Annotated in this window: 17 protein-coding genes and 1 pseudogene; 10 read left to right on the top strand and 8 right to left on the bottom strand. The window is 73.1% G+C overall.

The features are described 5' to 3' along the window. Both OP18_RS58750 and OP18_RS28575 read left to right on the top strand, forming a co-directional pair. A partial coding sequence (locus tag OP18_RS58750) for an ATP-binding protein (RefSeq protein WP_033362146.1) occupies positions 1-2,071 on the top strand: 2,071 nt, incomplete at its 5' end. Positions 2,072-2,803: 732 nt separating this feature from the next. After that, positions 2,804-4,828, top strand: a complete 2,025-nt coding sequence (locus OP18_RS28575; RefSeq protein ID WP_063745621.1) for an MMPL family transporter — start codon at positions 2,804-2,806, stop codon at positions 4,826-4,828. A gap of 226 nt (positions 4,829-5,054) precedes the next feature. Here the strand turns inward: OP18_RS28575 and OP18_RS28570 are convergent, their stop codons facing one another. Beyond that, positions 5,055-7,259: a discoidin domain-containing protein gene (locus OP18_RS28570; protein WP_033362145.1), complete on the bottom strand. Its 2,205-nt coding sequence runs from the start codon at positions 7,257-7,259 to the stop codon at positions 5,055-5,057. A 270-nt stretch (positions 7,260-7,529) separates the two neighbouring features. Here OP18_RS28570 and OP18_RS28565 point away from each other — a divergent pair, with 270 nt between their 5' ends. The 3 genes from OP18_RS28565 (at position 7,530) to OP18_RS28555 (ending at position 9,894) form a co-directional block, all read left to right on the top strand. Next, complete coding sequence (locus OP18_RS28565; RefSeq protein ID WP_052387493.1) at positions 7,530-8,441, top strand: phytanoyl-CoA dioxygenase family protein; 912 nt, start codon at positions 7,530-7,532, stop codon at positions 8,439-8,441. A gap of 7 nt (positions 8,442-8,448) precedes the next feature. Beyond that, a complete protein-coding gene (locus tag OP18_RS28560) occupies positions 8,449-8,817 on the top strand; it encodes a VOC family protein (protein ID WP_033362144.1) in 369 nt (122 codons plus the stop codon). Between the two features lie 147 nt (positions 8,818-8,964). Further along, entirely contained in the window at positions 8,965-9,894 is a 930-nt protein-coding gene (locus OP18_RS28555) for a Ppx/GppA phosphatase family protein (protein WP_033362181.1), read from the top strand. 203 nt (positions 9,895-10,097) lie between these two features. On the opposite strand, the gene OP18_RS53215 is transcribed toward OP18_RS28555, so the two are convergent. Both OP18_RS53215 and OP18_RS28545 read right to left on the bottom strand, forming a co-directional pair. Next, the gene (locus tag OP18_RS53215) at positions 10,098-12,125 is read right to left on the bottom strand and encodes an Hsp70 family protein (protein ID WP_052387492.1); all 2,028 of its coding nucleotides are present in this window, start codon (positions 12,123-12,125) and stop codon (positions 10,098-10,100) included. Between the two features lie 34 nt (positions 12,126-12,159). Further along, positions 12,160-12,627, bottom strand: coding sequence for a group II truncated hemoglobin (locus OP18_RS28545; protein ID WP_033362143.1), 468 nt, complete (start codon positions 12,625-12,627; stop codon positions 12,160-12,162). 70 nt (positions 12,628-12,697) lie between these two features. On the opposite strand from OP18_RS28545, the gene OP18_RS28540 reads away from it, so the two are divergent. After that, a complete protein-coding gene (locus OP18_RS28540) occupies positions 12,698-13,027 on the top strand; it encodes a winged helix-turn-helix transcriptional regulator (RefSeq protein WP_033362142.1) in 330 nt (109 codons plus the stop codon). 11 nt (positions 13,028-13,038) lie between these two features. On the opposite strand, the gene OP18_RS28535 is transcribed toward OP18_RS28540, so the two are convergent. Further along, positions 13,039-13,968: a zinc-binding dehydrogenase gene (locus tag OP18_RS28535; RefSeq protein WP_033362179.1), complete on the bottom strand. Its 930-nt coding sequence runs from the start codon at positions 13,966-13,968 to the stop codon at positions 13,039-13,041. Between the two features lie 73 nt (positions 13,969-14,041). On the opposite strand from OP18_RS28535, the gene OP18_RS28530 reads away from it, so the two are divergent. Further along, positions 14,042-14,755, top strand: coding sequence for an HD domain-containing protein (locus tag OP18_RS28530; RefSeq protein WP_033362178.1), 714 nt, complete (start codon positions 14,042-14,044; stop codon positions 14,753-14,755). 122 nt (positions 14,756-14,877) lie between these two features. Here the strand turns inward: OP18_RS28530 and OP18_RS28525 are convergent, their stop codons facing one another. Next, positions 14,878-15,822, bottom strand: coding sequence for a SecDF P1 head subdomain-containing protein (locus OP18_RS28525; protein WP_156089859.1), 945 nt, complete (start codon positions 15,820-15,822; stop codon positions 14,878-14,880). Between the two features lie 4 nt (positions 15,823-15,826). Beyond that, positions 15,827-16,762 carry a hypothetical protein gene (locus OP18_RS53210; protein ID WP_156089858.1) on the bottom strand — a complete coding sequence of 312 codons (936 nt, stop codon included), beginning with the start codon at positions 16,760-16,762 and terminating at the stop codon, positions 15,827-15,829. A gap of 111 nt (positions 16,763-16,873) precedes the next feature. On the opposite strand from OP18_RS53210, the gene OP18_RS28515 reads away from it, so the two are divergent. Continuing rightward, positions 16,874-17,383 (top strand): HIT family protein, encoded by a 510-nt coding sequence (locus OP18_RS28515; RefSeq protein WP_052387500.1) that lies wholly within the window; start codon positions 16,874-16,876, stop codon positions 17,381-17,383. Here OP18_RS28515 and OP18_RS28510 read toward each other — a convergent pair. Next, positions 17,338-17,766: an SgcJ/EcaC family oxidoreductase gene (locus OP18_RS28510; protein ID WP_156089857.1), complete on the bottom strand. Its 429-nt coding sequence runs from the start codon at positions 17,764-17,766 to the stop codon at positions 17,338-17,340. The two genes, OP18_RS28515 and OP18_RS28510, sit on opposite strands and share 46 nt — an antisense overlap. A gap of 98 nt (positions 17,767-17,864) precedes the next feature. On the opposite strand from OP18_RS28510, the pseudogene OP18_RS62630 reads away from it, so the two are divergent. Continuing rightward, positions 17,865-18,059, top strand: a pseudogene (locus OP18_RS62630) (IS5 family transposase); the annotation flags it as partial. A gap of 171 nt (positions 18,060-18,230) precedes the next feature. Here the strand turns inward: OP18_RS62630 and OP18_RS53205 are convergent. Beyond that, entirely contained in the window at positions 18,231-19,526 is a 1,296-nt protein-coding gene (locus OP18_RS53205; protein ID WP_279327198.1) for a CHAP domain-containing protein, read from the bottom strand. A 137-nt stretch (positions 19,527-19,663) separates the two neighbouring features. On the opposite strand from OP18_RS53205, the gene OP18_RS28500 reads away from it, so the two are divergent. Beyond that, complete coding sequence (locus OP18_RS28500; RefSeq protein WP_033362140.1) at positions 19,664-19,891, top strand: hypothetical protein; 228 nt, start codon at positions 19,664-19,666, stop codon at positions 19,889-19,891. Positions 19,892-19,919 lie beyond the last annotated feature (28 nt).

The following is a 19,919-nucleotide window of genomic DNA, read 5'->3' as shown; positions in this document are numbered from 1 at the left end:
CCTCGACGCCGTCGAACACGCCACCAGCGGCGACCAGACCCTGACAGCGTTCTTCGCCGACGGCGAGTCGGCGCTGGACGACGCCGGGTTCATGCAGGCACTCGCCGGCTGGACCACCACCGCCATGCACACCCTGCCCGACGCGCCCCGGCTGCTGCTGCAACTGCTGGCCGGCACCGAAGACGACGACCGGCTCTCCGCCGTGACCGAGACGGTCTGGCCCCAACTGTGCCGGCAACTGGAGCTGGCCAATCCCGCGCCGGCCATCGCCGACACGCTGGCCCCGCTGCTGACCGCCGCGCTGGTCGAGCAGGAAACCATCGAAGACACGGACGATGATCGCGACACGGAGCCGTTGCGGCGGTTCCGGCTGCATCCCGGTGTGGCCGAGACGGTTCGCACTACCACCCCGACCGACGTACGTGACGCCATCGACACCATGCTCGCCGCCTTTTGGACCGGCCTCATGGGGGCGCAGCCGGGACAGCCGGGTGGCGAACGCACCCGGATGGTGGTGCGGGCCGGGCTGGCCGCCGCGCCCTACCTACTCCGCCTCGCCGAATGGAACCTCGCCGCGTGGGTCGTCGAGCAGGCCCTCGTACGCGACCGTACGGCAGGGGTCGCTCAGGTCGCCGCCGCTCATCTGCACCGCATCGCCGCCGCCACAGGCAAACCCGAACATCTGGCCGGGCTGGGCCGTGCCGTCATGCGGGTGGACGCTGCGGAGAGTGAGCGGCTGCTGCGCGTCGCCCTGAACCAGTTCATCACGGTCGGCGACCACCGCCTCGCCGCTCGTGTCGCCTGGGACATCGTGAATCTGATCAGCAATTCGGGTCGGCTGAGTGAGGCGCTCGAGTTGGCCGACCAGGCCGCCGAGCACAGCCGCCAAGCCGGATTCGGCCGCTGGACCCAACTGGCCGACCAAACGCGCCGCCTGCAGGTCGTCTACCGGCTGGGCCGGCCGGACCAGGTCCTGGCCGAGGTGAGCCGACTCGTCACCGAGATGGGCCAACTCTCGCCCCAGCGCGGCCCTGACGACGCGGTTGACCCGTTCGCCGTGCGGGAAGGGCTGCTCAACCTCGGCGTTCACACCGCAAACGACCTGCGACGCTGGCAGCAGGCGCTGAACTTCAACGCGGACAACATCGCCAGCAAGCGCGCCCGAGGCGCCGGCCAGCACGCCATCGCCTTCGCCCGGTTCAACGACTATGTCCCGCTGATCCGCCTCGGACACCTTGAGGACGCCGAGCAACTGTTGCTTTCCTGCCAGGAGGTGTTCGAGCAGCATCAGGACATCCTGAGTTTGGCCAAGACCCTCAGCGCACGCGCCGACCTGGCTGACAAGCGTGGCCACCGTGACGAGGCGATCAGATTGGAGCATGCCGCGCTCCGTCTCAAATACACCCGCCTCGACCTGGCCGCGGTCGCCGTTTCACACTTCAACCTGGCCAACTACTTGAGTCGGGCTGGCGCCGATCCGGCCGGACAACTCGCCCACCGCCTTGCCGCCGCGGTCATCAGACAACTCACCGGAGAAATCCACGAACTCACCGGCACCGTTCGGGCACTCGCGGCACAGCTGCGGAAACAACCCGACACGGTGATACCCGCGTCCCTCGCCGACCTGACCGCCACAGTTGAACAGGTGGAAGGCGTCCGGTTCGCCGAGCTGATCGGCGCGCTGGCCGGCGACCCGGATACCGCGCATCACGCCCTCGACACCGTGCTCCACAGCGCCCACCACCTGCCCATCGACCAGGCTTACGACCTGCAATCACACCTGGACCTGTGGGAGCGGACCCTCGCCGCCGTGGTGGCCGCCGTCCACGGCGACCAAGCCGCGGCCACCGCGCTCAACGAAACCTTCACCCGCACGGCCGCCACTCAGGACTGGGCCGACCTCACCGCCGCCCTCCGGCGTATCCTCAACGGCGAACGCGACCCCGACACACTGCTGGCCCGCCTCGACCCGATCGATACCGCGATCGTCACCCGCGCCCTGGACGCCGTCGCCGGCCGCATCGCCCTCCGACCCACCGAAACGCCGGACACCGTCCAGGAGACCCGGTGACCACACCCCCGCCGGACGTCGCCAGCTTGCCCGACCCGGACGCCATCCGGCTGCTCGCCGGAGTCGCCGACCACCACCGCGCTGCCTGACCCCGCCCATCTCCGCCAGCTCGACACCCGTCTCCGCGAAGCCGCCATCCTTGACGACCAGTCCGGCCCGGCCGACCCCGTTGCCGCCAGCGGCCTCGCCCGCGTCGTGCTCCATGAGCTCGCCACGTCGCCAGAGCACCAACAGGTCGTGGCGCGTGCTGCGGCCGTCGGCCTCCACCGGGGTACGCCAGGCATGCTCGCCGGGCCGGAGGTCGGCGACCTCACGGATGTGGCGATGTCGGTGCGCTCGGTCGGGCCGCTGTCCAGGAACTGCCGCGGGCCGTCGTGGAGCCGTCAGTGGCGGAGAACGGCCAGGGCAAGAAGTCGTCCAGGTCGCCCCGAACGCCCGGGGCGTGGTCCCGCCGGGCGAGCCACGCGGTCGGCTGATCTGCCCGGCAGGCGGCGCCGCTGTCGGGGTCCCAGGGGAACAGGCCGGTGCGGTCGGGCCAGACCCGCCTGCACGATGGGCGGTGGCGGGCGCTCGTTGGAGTTGAGGGCGGTGCCGCACCTATCAGGTCGGCGTCGGTCCTGCGACCCAAGGACTCCCTCCTGAGAGCGAGGCGAGAAGCTCCGGCAGAGGGAGGCCGAAGACCGCTCCCCTCGGCGAGGCGTGACCAGGGTTGCAACGACCAGCATCGACGGCATGTTGCGGATACTGACGGCGCCGGCGGTGCGTCGGCCTGTGGTGGTCATCGTGGTGTGGGTGGCGCTCGTCGCCGGCGGGTTCGGGGTCGGTGGCGGGGTGTTCATGAAGCTCACCGCGCAGGTCGCGACCGTGCCCGGGGCGGAGACCGAGCGGGCCCTGGACCTGCGGGACGAGGCGGCCGGGCCGCAGCCCGTGCGGCTGACCGTGGTCGCCACCGGGGGTGTGGACCTCACCGCGAGACTCGCGGAGGTGCGCGGGACGGCGGGGGTCACCGAGGTCGCGGCCCCGCTGCCGTCGGACGACGGGCAGGCGGTGCTGCTGCAGGTGACGATGGCGGCCGGTAGTACCGCTGAAGCCGCGACGAGCGTGGCGGAACGGTTGCGGGCGGTGGACCCCGCGCGGGTGACCGTGACCGGTGGGGCGCTGACCGACAGCGAGTTCTCCGCGCAGGCGCAGTCGGACGTGCAGCGGGCCGAGCTGTTCACGCTGCCGGTCGTGCTGGTGCTGCTCGTGGTGGTGTTCGGCGGGCTGCTGGCGGGGGCGATGCCGCTGCTCGTGGCGGTCGCCGGGATCGGTGGGACGTTCGGGCTGCTGTACGCGCTGAGCTTCGTCACCGACATCTCCGTCTACGCGATCCAGGTTGCCACGATGCTCAGCGTCGGGCTCGCCGTCGACTACGGGCTGCTGCTGATCAGCCGGTTCCGCGCCGAGCGGGCGGCCACCGAGGACGTCGGGGTGGCGCTGGCCGCGGCCGTGGACAAGGCGGGGCGCACGATCGCGGTCACCGGGCTCACGGTGGCGGCGAGCCTGCTCGGGCTGGCGGTGTTCCCCGACGCGTTCCTGCGCTCGATGGGGCTCGCCGGCGCCGGGGTCGTGCTGGTCAACATGCTGGCGGTGCTCACGCTGCTGCCGGCGGTGCTCAAGCTCGCCGGGCGGCGGATCAGGCTGGCCGCCCCGCGGACCGGTGACGGGGTCTTCGGCCGGCTCGCCGTCGCGGTGCAGCGCCGGCCGGTGCTCACCACCGTGCTGACCGGCGCGGGCCTGCTCGCGCTGGCCGTGCCGGCCACCCACATGCGGCTCGGCAACAGCGACGCGCGGGCGCTGCCGGCCTCGACGCAGACCCGGCAGCAGTACGACCAGCTCGCCGCGCACTACCCCGCGCTGGTCGGGCCCGACGACATCCTCGCCGTGGTGCGCTCCCCCGCGGCGGACCCGGCGACGGTCCAGTTCGCCGAGCGGGTGCGTGGTGTCCCGGGCGTCACCGCGGTGGTGGTCGAGCCGGTGTCGGCGGCGGTGTCGCTGGTACGCGCGACGCCCGCCCATCGTCCCGAGACCCCGCGGGGGCGGGCCACGGTCGTCGCGGTGCGGGGCGTGCCGGCGCCGTTCGAGGTGCTGGTGACCGGTGACGCGGCGCGGCTGGTCGACTACCGGGCGATGCTGCTGCGGTACGGGCCCCTCGCGGCGCTGGTGGTGGTGGCCGCGACGGTGCTGCTGCTGGCGGTGTTCACCAGGTCGCTGCTGCTGCCGGTCAAGGCGGTGCTGACCAGCGTGCTGAGCATCGGCGCCGCGCTGGGCGTGGTCACCCTCGCCTACCAGGACCGCGGCGACCTCGGCATGATCGACCTGACGGTGCCGGTGCTGGTGGCGGCGATCGCGTTCGGGCTGTCGGTCGACTACGAGGTGTTCCTGCTGGCCCGGATCCGCGAGCACCGCCTCGCCGGCGCCGGGTCGCGCCGGGCGGTCGCCGTGGGCCTGCAGCAGACCGGCCGGATCGTCACGTCGGCGGCGCTGCTGCTCGTGGTGGTGTTCGCGGGGTTCCTGGTGGGTGGGTTCGCGCCGATCCGGGAGATCGGGCTCGGTCTGGTGGTCGCGATCGTGCTGGACGCGACCGTGGTGCGGATGCTGCTGGTGCCGGCGACGATGACGCTGCTCGGCCGGGCCGCCTGGTGGCCGGGCCGGGTGCCGCCCACGACGGACGCCCCGCCGACCCGCGAGGCGCGGCTGGCGTCGACCCCGTCCTGAAACGACAGACAGGGAACTGGAGCAGAGTTGGGCCCGTCCGGCGCTCCCATGCCGGACGGGCCCCGTCCTCGAGCTGCCCCTCTGCCGAGGTTCGCGGAACCTGCCCGGGCCGGTGGCGGCCGACCCGGGCAAGCCTTCTGAGAGCGCTCTCACAGAGTTGTACGTCGATGGAGCGACAATGTCAAACGTTGTTGACCGAGACGACACACCGGTATGATCGCGGGCCTTACGGGAAGCTCACGAGGTACACCGGGACCGTGTTGGTGCCCTGCGCCGGCCCGCCCGTGCCGTTGATGACGTGGGCGATGGTGCCCTTGCCGCCCAGCGACACGGTGAGCAGGTCGTGGAACTTCACGTTCGGGTTCACCGGGGTCTCGAAGCCGTGCTCGTTCACGATCGACGGGTCGGCCGTGAAGTTGCAGTAGCTGCCCATCCCCCACGCCTCGTGCGACGTGACGGTGTCCGCGACCTTGTACGCCGCGTAGCCGCGGGCGTCCGTGCGCCACGCCGACTGGCTCGGCGGGTCGTACGGCTTCTCGTTCTGGAAGAAGATCGTCCGGCCGTTCTGACCGTTCCAGATCACCTCGTCCTTCTGGTAGTGCTCGACGAACAGCCCGTACGCCGAGACCGAATTGCCGTTCACGATCAGGCCGTGGTCGGCGGTGTTGACGGTCCAGCCGACGCCGGAGCCGTGGTCGGCCCGCCACGCCCAGATGTGGTCGATGATCGTGTCGTGCGCGTTGACCACCAGGCTCTTGGTGGCCTTGCCGGGCCCGGCACCGCCGATGCGGAAGAAGACGTCCTGCACGGTGGTCGGGTTGGCGGCGTGTCGGGCGCCGGAGCCGGCCCGGCCGACGGTGAGCAGCGTGTCGGAGTTGACCGTGCCGGCGTCGAAGAGCAGCCCGGCGAGCTTCACACCGTCGACGTCGGCGACGTTCATCGCGTTGACCCCGTTGTCCGGGATCAGCGTCGGGTACCCCTCGCCGAGGATGACGGTGTCGGGGTTGGTGACGTTGAGCGTCTGGCTCAGGTGGTAGACGCCCGGGGTGAAGAACAGGTGCCGGCCGCAGGCGAGGGCCGCGTTGATCGCCGCCGCGGTGACGCCCGGCTGCACGACGAAGAAGCTGCTCAGCGGGATCGACGTGCCCGGGGTCGAGCCGCCGGACCAGGTGGTGCCGACCGCGTTCGTGCGCAGGTTCGGCACGAACACCTCGTAGCCGTTGCCGCTCTGGTACAGGTACGGCTTGTCCCGGATGACCGGGGTGCTGCCCACGACGGTGTAGGGCGGGCTCGGGAAGCTGTTGGCCGGGGCGCCCTGCACGCCGGAGAACACCATGTTCCACACGCCGTTGACCCAGCCGCCGATGGAGCTGTCCCGGGTGTACCACTGCTGCTGCGAGTAGGGTCCGACGCTGCCGTCGATCTTGCTGTCGGCGATGTAGCCGCCGCTGGCCCAGCCGTACCCGTTCGGGGCCAGGTTGAGCTTGCCCCGGACGTGCACCCGGCGCATCGGCGCGGCCTGCGCGACGGCCCAGCGGTCGCCGTTGTTGGCGTTGCTCGGCACGATCGACAGGTTCTCGATGCTCCGCCAGAAGTTCTGCGTGGCGTTGCCGCCGAACCAGCCGGCGTCGACGGTGACGTCACCGTTGATGACGACGTCGTCGGGGTTGCGGCCCAGGCCGATCACCGAGGTGTAGAACCCGGTGTTGACGTTGATGCCGCTGTACGTGCCGGGCCGGAACGCCAGCACGTAGCGCTGCGCGCCGAACTGGTTCGCCTCCTGCTGGGCGAAGACCTCGTTGACGCGGCCCTGGATGGTGGCCGCCGACATGGACGGGTCGAACACGATGAAGTTCGACGGGAGCGTCGGGTTGGCCGGCGTCGGCGTCGGGCAGACCGGCGGTTCGGTGGGCGTACCGCTGTAGACCGCCAGCTCCTTGATGGAGTAGCCGTAGCCGGTCGCCCGCTGGGTGCCGTAGACGCGCAGGTAGCGGCCGTTGCCGCTGACGTTGAGCGTCTGCGTGCCGCCGGTGCTCGTGGTGGTGGAGTAGATCGAGGTCCAGCTGCCGGCCGCGCCGGTCGGTGAGACCTCCACGCTGAACGCCTTGGCGTAGGCGTTCTGCCAGCTGATGACGACCTGGCAGACGTCGGTGGCGGCGCCGAGGTCGACCTGCAGCCATTGCGGGTCGCTGAACGCGCTGGACCAGCGGGTGCTGAGGTTGCCGTCGACGGCCTTGTTGGGGGTCAGGCTGCTGTTCTCGTTGGACGAGGACGTGGCGGGCCGGTTGTACGCGACGTTGGTGGTGCCGCAGGCCGCGTGCGCGGCCCCGGTGGTGGCGCCGAGGGCGGCGACGGTGCCGCCCAGCATGAGTGCGGCGCTGAGCAGGGCACGGACGGTCCGGCCGGGTGGACGGAGGGCATGGTGGCGCATTGGAGCATCTCCCTCTTGGCGGAGTCGGGACATGTGCCTCGGACGGTAGTGACCGGGCTCTCCCAGCGGCAATCGTTTGCCATGCATTTGCCATTATCGATCTTGGCGGTACCGGCGACCCCGATCCGGGTCAGCCGATCGCCCGAGGGACGTCCTCACCGGTTCAGTCGAAAACCTGACCTACCCGGCACCAACGGCGATCCCGGGTGTCGCGGCATCCTCGGCATGCCTACGCTCACCTGCGAATGTTTCTCCGGGGAGGAAAGACCAATGGCCGTTCACGTCGACCTGCAGGCACCGCCCGAGGTGCTCCGCCAACGCCTCTACGACGGTCACCTGCTGGTGATGACGAAGCTGCCGTCGGTCGCGAAGTTCGTCGACCACGCCCGGCAGCAGCTGACCGAGCTGTTCGCCCCGTACGACCCCGAGCACGCCCACGAGCACTTCGAGCCGGCCGCGATGGCCGCGCTGCTCGGCCCGTGGAAGCCCCGGTTCATCCACGACGAGCGGTCCAAGAAGCTGGTCCGCAACATCATCGAGGAGGCCGGCTTCACCGCCGAGGAGACCCACTTCGACGTGCCGAAGCCCCGCACCTCGTTCCCGGTCGGGCACCTGACCACCGGCGTCGCGTTCGCCTTCCCGTGGCACCGCGACGTGTGGTATTCCGCGCCGCACATGCAGCTCAACTGGTGGCTGCCGATCTTCCCGGCCCGCGACGACAACGCCATGTCCTTCGACCTGGACCGGTTCAACGCGCCCGTCGAGAACAACTCCGCGGACTTCGACTACTACCGCAACAACGTCGGCCGGCTCACCACCGCCGCGTCCGTGAAGCAGGAGGCGCAGGTGCGCCCCGGCGCCACCGGCCACCACCCGCCCAACGAGCTGGTCGTGCTGCCCGCCCCCGGCCAGGTCCTGCTGTTCTCGGGCGCCCAGTTGCACCGTTCCACCCCGAACACGTCCGGTCTGGCGCGGTACAGCGTCGACTTCCGCACCGTGCACGTCCCCGACGTGCTGGCCGGCCGCGGCGCGCCCCTGGCCGACACGTACTGCTCGGGCACCGCGATCCGCGACTTCGTCAACGTCGCCGACGAGTCCCGCTTCGACGAGGCCACCGTCCGCTCCATCTACGGGGAGCCGCCCGCCGACGCGATGCTCGTCTTCGAGGCGCCGAAGGGCTGATCGCACAGTGCTGCGCGTCGGAGCGATCGTGCTGGGCGTCGGCGACGTGCCGCGGGCCGTCCGGTTCTGGCAGGAGGCGCTGGGGTACCGGCCGCACGAGGAGGGTTTCGGCGGCGCCGCGAAGATCCTGGTGCCGCCCGACGGCGCCGGCACCCCGATCGCGCTGCAGCCCAACGTCACCCCGCCGCAGGACCACCCGCGCATCCACCTGGACCTGCACGTCACCTCCGCCGCCGAGCAGCGGGCGGAGGTGGCGCGGCTGGTGGCGCTGGGCGCCGAGCGGGTGGCGTGGGACAGCTACCCCGCCGACCCCGACTTCGTGGTGCTCGCGGACCCCGACGGCAACCGGTTCTGCGTCATCGACCTGAACCACTGACCGCCGGTCCACAGTGGACCTCCGGACGGCGTCTTTCGGCGGGTGGCGCGGATCCGACGGTCCGCGCCACAGGTTCGCAATGTTTCGGTGGGAGAATGTCGGGGTAACGCGCCGGATCTGAGCGGTCCGGACAGCAGGGAGGTGCCGATGCGACTGGCCGTGCTTGACGTGGGCTCCAACGCCGCGCACCTGCACGTCGTGGACGCCCACCCCGGAGGCCCGCCGCAGTCGGTGTTCCGCCTCAAGGCGCCGACCCTGCTCGCCGACTCCGTCGACGACGACGGTGCGCTGTCCGCCGACGCGGTGGACCGGCTCGTGTCCGCCGTGGCCGAGACCGTCGACGCGTCCCGCCGCCACGCCGTCATCGACCTCATCCCCCTCGCCACGGCCACGATCCGCGACGCCACCAACGTCGAGGAGATCCGCGACCGGGTCCGCCGGGCCGCCGGCATCGAGCTGCGTTCCCTCAGCGGCGAGGACGAGGCCCGCGTCACGTTCCTGGCCGTGCGCCGCTGGCTCGGCCACAGCGGTGGCCCGGTCCTGCTGCTGGACATCGGCGGCGCCACGGCCGAGATCGCGGCCGGCTCCGGCGAGACGCCCGACGTCGCGGTGTCGCTGCCGCTCGGCGCGGCCCGGCTCACCCGCACCATGCTGCCCTGCCACCCGGCGACCGACCGCGACGTCGCCGCCGTGCACCGGCACGTGCTGCGCGGCGTCCAGCCGCACGCCGCCCGCCTGCGCGCGGCCCTCTGCGCGGACGGCGCCGACGAGCCGGACGGGGTGTGCCGGATCGCGACCTCGAAGACGTTCAAGCAGCTGGCCAGGGTCGCCGGCGCCGACGGGCGGCTGACCCTCGACGGCCTGCGCGCCTGGATCCCGCGCCTCGCCGCGATGCGCCCCGAGGAGCGCGCCGCCCTGCCCGGCGTCGCCGCCAGCCGCTCCCGGCAGATCCTCGCCGGCGCCATCGTCGCCGCGGCCACCATGGAGGCCCTCGCCATCACCGATGTCGACGTGTGCCCTTGGGCGTTGCGTGAGGGCCTGCTGCTGCGGCGGATCACGGAGCTGTCCCGGTCCTGACCGCCTCCGCGCGGCCGTCGTCGCGCGGCCGTCGTCGCGCGGCCGTCGTCGCGCGGCCGTCGTTCAGCCGCCGTCGTTCAGCCGCCGCCGTTGTCGCGCCGTCATCCTCGCGCCGTCATCCTCGCGCCGTCATCCTCGCGCCGTCATCCTCGCGCCGTCATCCTCGCGTTGTCGTCGTCGCGTTGTCGCCGCGCGGCCGGCGTTCAGGGGCCGAACCGACGGGGCTTGGTGCCTCGCTTGGGTTCCGCTGGCCGCAAGCCGGCCCGCGGTGCGCCGTCCGCGGCGGGCGACCCGGCCCGTTGACCGTCCGCCGGCCGCCCGCCGCCGGCTGGCTGGGGCGAGCCCGCGGACGGTCCGGCGGCCCGCGGCGAGCCCGCCGGTCGCGTCCCGGACGGTGGGGTGACGGCGGACATCGGGGCCGCCGGGCGCGGTCCGGCGGTGCGCGGACCCACCCGCATCGGCCCCGAGGTCCGCTCGGCCGCCGGGGCCAGGCACAGCTGGGTCTGCTCCTGCATCGCGAACGGCTGCCCCGGATCCGGGCAGGGCCCCGCCGGGTACACCCGCGCCGTCACCTCGTACGCACCCTCGTCCCCGCAGTCGACGGGACGGGCCCGGGCACCGTCCTGGCGTACGCACTGGCCGACCTGGATCGCGGTGAACGACTCCGACGGCGCGACCGCGAACCCGACCCACACCCCGGCCGCGATCGCCACCGCCGACCCGACGAGCGTGCCGGCCGCGACCTTCGCCACCCGGACGGCCTTCGACCTCGCGCCCTTCCCCGCCGCGGCGCCGCCCTTCACAGGCTTCCCCTTGTCCGGCGCGGCCTTGACCTTCGCCGCCGCCTCCGACTTCGACGGCCTGACCGGGCCCGTGGCCCCGGCATCCGTAGGGTTCGCCCGGGTGGCAGTGGGACCCGCCTGCCCGGTCCGCGCTGCCGCCGCCTCGAACGCCGCCGGCTCGAACCGCCGGCCCTCGGCTTCCGCCCGGCGACCTTCCGCGGCGCCGGACCCCCGAACCGGTCCGGCCGCCGGCTGCCCGACCCCGACCTCAGCCCCGACCCCAGCCCCGACCCCGGCCCCGTGCCCAGCCCCGTGCCCAGCCGCGACCCCAGCCCCAACGCCAGACTCGACCGGTTCGGCCACCCGCGGGCGGCGGGCCTGGCCGCGCGGGCGGACCGGCAGGCAGCCGTCGGCGACCGCCAGCTTCGGGCGCCGCACCGCGGTCGGCTCCACCCCGAGCGCCTCCCGCAGCAGCCGCGCCACCAGCGGAATCCGTGACGAGCCGCCGATCAGCAGCAGGCCGGCGACCTCCTCGCGGGACACGGCGGCCTCGGCGACGGCGGACACCGTGGCGGTCACCGTGCGGTCCAGCAGCGGCCGGGCGATGCGCTCCAGGCCGGCCCGGGTGAGGGTCACCGACTCCTCGAACAGCGGCACCAGGATCGTGGTGGACCCGGCGACCGACAGCAGCTCCTTGCCGGCACGGACCTCGTCCAGCAGGCGGCGCGCGGCGCGGCGGTCGTCGGCGGTCTGCGGGCGGGTGAGGCGCTCCCAGCGGATCGTGTCGTCGGCGAGCAGGCCACCGAGGTGTGCGACGATCGCCGCGTCGAGGTCCAGGCCGCCCGCGTCCGGCAGGCCCCGCTGCGCCAGCAGCTCGAACGTCGCGCCCGTGCGGCGCACGACGGCGGCGTCGAAGGTGCCGGCGCCCAGGTCGTACACGATGAGCGAAAAGCCGTCCGGAACGTCGAGGGTGCCGGCGTCGACGACGTGCCGGGCCGCCGCGACCGGCTCCGCGACGAGCCTGGTGGGGCCGAGGCCGACCTTCGCCGCGGCCCGGGTCAGCGTGGCCTGCCGGCGGCGGTCCCAGCACGCGGGATGCGCGAGCGTGACGGTGCTCATCGGCTCGCCGGCGACGCGCCGGGCCTCGGCGGCGACGCGGGCGAAGACGGCCGCGTACAGGTCACCGACGGGACACTCGACGCCGCCGAGCACGACGGCGCCGCTGTCGACGGCGCGCTTCGGGTACGCGGCGAGCCGGTCCGGATGCGCCTGGCCGAGCGCCAGCGCGTCGCGGCCGACAAGCAGGTGCGGCGCGTTGTCCAGGCAGGTCGCGGACGGCAGGAACTCCTCGCCGTCGAACAGCAGCGGATGGTGCTCGCCGTCCGGCCCGGCGAGCACCGCGACGGTGCTCGACGTGCCGAAGTCGACGCTCAGCTGATAGCCTCCCACACTTTCAGGCTAAATGTCCTCTAGGCCCGTTGTCTCACGGTTGGTACGGTGGTGCGACGCCCCATCCCCAGCGCGGCACCGGCGCCTCGCGCGGCGGGTCGGCGCCCGGCTGCGAGTTGTCGCGGGCCAGCCGCGTGCCCCACTCCAGGTAGCTCACGAACGCCGCGCGGAACTCCGGGTCGCCCGGCAGCCCGACCTCGTCGGCCGCGTCCAGCATCAGGTTCACCCAGCGCCGCCGCTGCGGTTCGGTGATGCCCTTGTTCAGGTGTTGGCTCAGCATGTACGGGTAGCCGCCGTGCTCAGCGGTGTACGTGGCCGGCCCGCCGAACACCTCGGCCAGCCAGGTCGCCACGTGCTCGGCGTGCCGCGGGTGCATGTGCGCGAACACGGGCGCCAGCAGGTCGTCGTGCGGCACCTTCCGGTAGAACGCCGCGCAGAGCGCCATGAACGCCTCGGTGCCGCCGGCCCAGTCGTACAGCGTCGGCGGTTGCTGCTTGTCCATGGGAACACCTGACCACAACGCCCGGTTGGTGATCCAGTACGCACTTTCCGGTAAGTAGGGAGCCCGCACCGTGGAGAAGCGCTACCACTGCCCGGTCGAGCTGGCCGTCGACGTGATCGGCGGCCGCTGGCGCCCCGTGATCCTTGCCCACCTCAAGGAGGGCGTGCACCGCTACGGCGAGCTACGCCGCCGCATGCCCCAGATCAGCGAGAAGATGCTGATCCAGCGCCTGCGCGAACTCGAGGCCGACGGCCTGGTCTGCCGCGAGTCCTTCCCCACCGTCCCGCCGCGCGTCGAGTACCGCCTCACCGAGGAGGGCGCCAGCCTCGCCCCCGTCCTGCAGGCGCTGTACGACTGGGGCGCCGCCCGGGCCGAGCGCACCGGCACCCCGGTCTCCTGACCGCCCGCCCGTCAGACGATCAGCAGCGTCTTGCCGAGGGTCCGGCGGGCTTCGATGGCGGCGTGCGCGGCGGCGGCCTCGGCGAGCGGGAACGTCTGCCCGATGACCGGGCGCAGCCGCCCCTCGGCGGCGGCCCGCAGGGCGCGGGTGGCCAGCTCCGGTGCGCGCTGGCCGATGCGCAGCAGCTCCGGGAAGCCGTACGCGGTCACGCCCTCGCCGGGCTGGGTGGCCGGCCCGCCGGCGGCGCCGTGCACGACGAACCGGCCGCCGGCGGCCGTCGCGGCGAGCGCTGCACGGCCGATGGTGCCGCCGACACCGTCGTACACGACGTCGAGACCCCGCAACGCGTCGGCCCAGCCGGGGACCGTGTAGTCGACGGCCTCGGCGCCGAGGTCACGGATCAGCGCGAGCTTCCGCCCGCCGGACGCGGCGCCGACGACGCGGGCGCCGGCGGCCAGGGCCAGCTGGACGAGCAGGCTGCCGACCCCGCCGGCCGCGGCCTCGACGAGCACGGTCTCCCCCGGTTGCGGCGCGGCCAGCTCGTGCAGCCCGAGCGCCGTGCGGCCGTCGGCGAGCAGGGCGGTCGCGTCGAGGGTCGGCACCCCGTCCGGGACGGGCACCACGTTGCGCGCGGCGGCGACGGCGAGCTCGGCGTAACCACCGGTACCGTTCAGGCTCGCCACCACCCGCCGGCCGACCAGGCCGCGGTCGCCGGCCGGGCCGACGGCGGTGACGGTCCCGCCCACCCCGTTGCCCAGTACCGCCGGCGGGACCGCACCTGCCTTCGGGGCCCGGCCCGCCCGGGTCTGCGTCTCGATGAACGTGATCCCGGCCACCTCCACCCGGATCAGCACCTCGCCCGGCCCGGGGACCGGCTCGGCGGCCTCCCCCAGCTCCAGCACCGACGGGGGACCGACCGCACGCCACCACACCGCTCGCATCACCGGACGATCCTGCAACCTCAACCAGCGTTGAGGTCAACCACCGGTTGCCGCGGTCCGCTATATGTTGATGATGGACTATCCGCCGTACCTCTCGACGATGCCGATGCACGCGATCACCGAGGTCTACGGTGAGGACGGGCTGCGTGAGCGGTTCCGCCTGGAGATCCAGCGCTTCGCCGCGCCGTCGCGCGAGCGCCTCGCCGACGCCCTCGACGTCGCCACCCGCCTGCACCGCGACGACCGCCGGGTCCGCGAGCCCTACATCAACCACCTGCTGCGCGTCGCGATCCGCGTCATGCACCACTACGAGGTCGACGACGTCGACGTCATCGCCGCGGCCGTGCTGCACGACGCGGTCGAGGACCACCCCGACGAGCTCGCCGGCACCCCGGGCGCCAGCGCCGAGTCCGCCGTCGCCGCGCTCGCCGCCCGCTTCGGCGCCCGCACCGCCCACCTCGTGGCCGCCGTCACCAACCCCGTCTACGACCCGGCCGACGACAAGGACGAGCAGTACCGCCGGCACGTCCGGCAGAGCCTGGAACGCGAGCCGTGGGCCCGCGTCCTGAAGGTCTCCGACTTCACCGACAACGGCGTCGGCGTCATCCACACCACCGGCCCCAAGGTGGCCCGCTCGGCCGCCAAGTACCGGCCGCTGGTGCCGGTGCTGCGGGAGCTGGTCGCCCGGCCGGACACCCCGCTGTCGCGCCTGGTGAAGCAGCACATCTTCCGCCAGCTCGACCTCGCGGAGGAACGCTTCGCCGCCATCCTCGACCCGGCGGTCTGACCCCCGCGCCGCCGGGTCGAGGCGCCGGCGTTGCTGCCTTGAGGGCAGTCGGATGGCCGGCTCGGTCGACCAGGCTCCGCTTCACACCGGCGGCGCACGACTGCCGCCGGCCGGGGGCCGGTTCAGGTGACGGTCAGGGTGACCGGGAGCTCGCCGCCGCCGTTGAGCTGGGCGGCCAGGGTGCGGGCCGCGGGCTCCGTGAACGAGCCGCTGATCTGCATGTCGCCGGGGATGACGGCGGCGACCTGGGGGGCCGAGACGACGGCGTTGTCCAGGACGATGGCGATGCGGCCCTGGGCGGCATACACCTCCTTGGACAGGTTGGTGAACCTCGTCTGGCCGTCGGGCTTGAACGCCGCCGTCACGACCCAGCCGCCCTGGTCGGAGCGGCCGGCCGAGGCGGCGCTGAGGTCGGCGCCGGTGACGGTGGCCGGGTCCAGGAGCAGCTTGACGGCGCCGTCGCAGGCGACGACCGGCTCGCCGGGCACGTCGGCGGGGCGGGCGGCGAGCTGCTCGCAGCGGATCTCCGGGATCAGCAGCCGCATCCGTGCCGGCAGGGTGGCGACGTCCTGCGGCGACAGGCCGGCGAACGCGGCCCGCACCGGCGCGGGCAGCGCCTGCGCCTCCTGCTCGGTGGTGACCGCCGCGGCCGCCACGTACGCGTCGCCGAGTCGTGCGGCGACCGGCGGCGTGGACGTCGGCGCAGGCAGGGTCGTCGTGGCGGTGCCGGAGCCGTCGGCGGCGGCCGTGACGCGGCGCAGGTGCAGCCGGCCCGGCGCGGTGAGGGCGCGCAGCTGCGCGGCCGTGGTGCCGCGGGCGGTGAGGACCAGGTCGCGCTCGCCGGACCGGGTCACCGAGGGGTCGTCCAGCTTGGCGGCCTTCATCCTGGCCAGCAGCAGCGACCGGGTCGCCTCGAGGTCGCCGGGGGTCGAGGCGGTCACGGTCAGGCTGACCGCGGGGCCGGCACCGACCCTCGACAGGACCAGCACGATCCCGGTGACGGCGAGGGCGAGGACCGCCACCGCGACCGCGACCAGCACGAGCACCTGCCGTCCCCGCAACGCCATGCGGTCACTGTACGGGCGGCGCGCCATCCGACGACTCCGGGTCCTGCCGCGGTGGCGGGGTGTAGCCGCAGCGGTCGGGGCCGCAGTCGGCCTCGTGGTCCAGCCCCCACAGGTACGTGTCGCGTTCGATGGCCCGGCCGAGCTGGAGCAGCCGGCGCTGGCGGTACCGGGGAAGCGGCGCGGAACCAAGCGCGGTGAACGTCTCCGGCATGACCGCCACCGAGGTGCTGACCTGTTCGCCGTCACGCATCGTCAGCAGCGCCGTGCACTCCCACCACGGGACCGGATCCGGCCAGTGGTGGTCGGCGGGGTCGGGCACGAGGTAGTGGGTCGCGTCGGCGGCCAGGTGGGCGCGCAGCCACGGGCCGCCCACGCCCAGTCCGAGACGGCGTCGGCCGGCTTCCTCGTGCACCTCGCAGATCGCCTCGGTGTCGAGAGCCTTGACGGCACGGGCCTGCGGCGGCAACGGCCGGTGGCCGCGCGGGGGATGCACCGGCCAGCCGGCGAGCGCCCTGACCGACCGCGCGACACCGAGCCCTGGCCGGTCCTTGCGCGGCTCCGGCAGCGGCGGGGGCGGCGTCCAGCGGCAGCCCGCCTCGTCGAGCCAGGCCAGCATCAGCGCCCGGCCGTCGGGGCCGCTGGTGTGCCAGGTCCAGCTCATCGGCCGGTCCTCCATGGCGCGTTCCCGCCGGTCCGGCGCGTCGCGGCCGGGTGGCAGCAGCCGGCCCAGCCGCCGCAGGACCCGCCCCGGCCGGCGCCCGGCGACCGCCGGCAGGTTGTGGCACAGGTGCGCGACGAACGCGATGCGCTCCAGGTGCCGGCCCGGCTGATCCGGCGGCGCCGTCCGGGCGAGGGCACGGATCTCGACCAGCGCCCGGCCCGCGAGCACGGCCGCGGCTTCGGCGTCGTCGACGCGCCGCGGGCGCGCTCGCTGCGTCATGCCCGGGAGCGTAGCGCCGGCACCCGCCGCGCGTCGGTCCTGACCGGCGCGTCGACACCGGTCGCTGCGGCCGCGAGCGGCGTCTGGTGCGGGGACGGTACCGTGGCGGCGATGGACGACTGGCGCACCGACCGTATCCGGTCGGCCCTGCGGGGCCGCAACCCGACCGTGCTCGCGCGGCTGTCGTCGGGGTTCGCGGTCATCGGCGACACGCAGTTCCTGCCGGGCTACTGCCTGCTGCTGTCCGACGACCCGACCGCGGACCGCCTGGCCGACCTGCCCAGGGCGAAACGCCTGGCGTTCCTGGCCGACATGGACCTCATCGGCGAGGCCGTGCAGGCCGTGTGCGCCCGGCACGACCCCGCGTTCCGCAGGGTCAACTACAGCGTTCTGGGCAACCTCGACCCCATCCTGCACGCGCACATCCATCCGCGGTACGACTGGGAACCCGCACCGCTGCTGCGCGGCCCCGTCAGCCACTACCCGCCGGAGACGGCGCGGGCGGTGCCGCTCGGCCCGGCACACGACCCGCTGCGCGCCGACCTCACCGCCGAGATCCTGCGCCTGAGCGCCGACTACGACGAGCCCGCCCGGATCCCGGAGGACTTCCCCGGGTTGTGAGGCGCCCCCGGCACGACCAGGGTGTTCTGGCACGCGGTGAGCAGCCAGCGGCCGTCCTCCTTCGCCATGACGTAGACGGGGCTGCCCTCGGCGGTGCCGTCCGGACCGGTCGTCGTCTGTCGCACCCGGGCCGCGGCCACGTCCGGCCGGATGAAGAGCACGTCGAGCAGCTCGTACGTGACCGTCGTGCCCCGCATCGCGCCCGGCAGCACCTGGCGGGTGAACGCCGCGATCTCCTCCCGCCCGGTCAGCCGCCGGCCGTGCCCGGTCGTCCAGATCGCGTCGTGCCGGAACAACACGACGAAGTCCTCCACCCGCTCGCGCTGCTGCGCGTCCTGCACCTGTGCCACGACGCCGCGGATGGCGTCCAGATCCGTGTCCATGCGAGGAGCCTCCGACCTCAACACGCCTTCAGGTCAAGGCCTTTCTCTTCCGGTGCCAGATTGTGTGTCGAACTCGGGCGCGATGCTCGGCCTGCCCTGATGGGATCCGGTGGCGGATCCGTGTCGGTGCACCCTGGCGTGGCGTGCCGGCCTGCTGTGTGTCCGTGGACTCCACCACCGCCCGAGCACACCAGCATGCCGGCGGGCGCGAAAAAGGGGATCTGCAAGCGGAACCGCCCGGCGGTGTCCGGGACGAGCCGGCCGATCACGGCCGCGCACTCGAGAAGGGCGGCCGGCCGCCCTTCTCCCCGAGTTGTACAAACAGCGTCACGCCGTGGAGTGCGGCATCAACCGACTCAAACGCGACCGAGGCGCCGCACCCGCTTCGACAGACTCGCCGGCCGGTACGAAGCCACCCTGCACATCGCCGCGATCAACGAATGACTATGCCTTCGACCTACGATTTAGGCCGCGACGCTCACGATCGCCAGGCTGTACGCGGTGCCGCCGGCGACGGTCAGTACGTTGGTCACGTCACCCGGGACGTCGGTCTGCCCGAGGAAGTTCGCGCCCCAGCTGACGACCGTGCCGTCGCGCCTGACCGCGATGTCGTGGTACAGGCCGGCACCGACGGCGACCACCTCGGAGAGCCCCTCGGGGACGTAGGCCGGCACGGCGTGGTCCTCGCCGTTGAGGGTGTAGTCGAACGCACCCCACGCCACGACGGTGCCGTCGCTCTTCAAGGCCAGGCTGTGCTGGTCGCCGGCGCTGATCGCCACCACGTCGGTGAGCCCGGCCGGGACGGTCGCCTGTCCCCGGCTGTTCCAGCCCCAGGCCACGACGGTGCCGTCCTGCCGGAGGGCGAGGTTGTGCCGCGTGCCGGCGGCGATCGCCCGCACGTCGGCAAGGCCGGCCGGCACGTCGGCTTCGCCCGCGAATCGTGATCCCCAGGCGACGACGGTGCCGTCGCGCTTCAGGGCGAGATTGTCCCGGCTCGCGGTGCCGGTCGCGATAGCGGTGACGTCGCTCAGGTCCGCGGGGACGTCCGTCTCCCCGTAAGGATTGGCGCCCCAGGCGATGACCGTGCCGTCGGCCTTGAGCGCGATGCTGTGGACGTCGGCGGCGCCGACTGCCACGACGTCGGCGAGGCCAGCCGGAACGGTTGCCTGGCCGTACGGGTTGTACCCCCAGGAGGCGACGGTCCCGTCAGCGCGGACCGCGAGTCCGTGGTGCAGACCTGCCGCGACCGCCGTCACGCCGGTGAGGTCCGCGGGCAGGTCGGTCGCGCCGAAGAAATCGGTCCCCCAGGCGCGCAGCCTGGTGACGGTTGCCGCGGGGCGCAGGTCCAGCCACTTGACTGTCCGATACGCCGGGTTGTAGCTGGCCGGGTCGACGCGCCCATCGACGATCCTCACATTGCCCGTCGCGGCGGTGGCGGTGCCGTCTGCGCGCTGCTTCTGGTTCTGGCCAACGAAGAAGACCTTGCCTCGGCCCGGTTTGGCCGGATCGAGCTCGACGGCGGTGACGACGGCGACATGGCCGTCCGGGTTGCTCGCGTTGCCACCGAAGTTCATCACGTCGCCGACGGCCGGGATCAGCGTCTCGCCGTTGTGGTGCACGGGAACGTGCGGATACCGCTCGTGGTACCGATCGACGAGCGTCGCGCCGGTCACGTTGTTGATCGCCGGCAGGTGATGTTTGACGTACAGGTACCGCTCGGCGAGTTCGACGCACTGCCAGCCTGGCGTCGGACCCGCCAGCGGACCGGCCGTCGGGCTGGTCGGGTTGGTCGGCAGGTAGATCGGCGTGCTTCCGGTGGGGCCGCAGGCCGGTACACCCGCGGCGTCCAGAACCTTGCCGGGTGCTCGGCTGGTCGGTGGCGTGGCACGATGGGCGGGTGCAGCTGGCCGGTGACCGGATCGTGGCCCCGAGGCATCTGCTGGTCCGGGACATCCTGGTCGACGAGACGTGCTACCTGATCACGTTGGATCGGGCGCTGTTCCTGTGGGCCGGGGACACCCTGCGGCTCGAGCGGACGACGCCCGTTGTGGAGCGGCGGGACGGCACGATCGTTCGTCCGGGGTACAGCTGGTGCACCGCGAAGTGGGCGTACACGTTGCGCTGACGGCGGTGGGGAAATGCCGGGTTTGTCC

The organism is Dactylosporangium aurantiacum (assembly GCF_000716715.1).
Classification (GTDB): Bacteria; Actinomycetota; Actinomycetes; order Mycobacteriales; family Micromonosporaceae; genus Dactylosporangium; species Dactylosporangium aurantiacum.
Note: the sequence above shows the minus strand (reverse complement) of the source record. Positions and strands in the feature narration are given on the sequence as shown.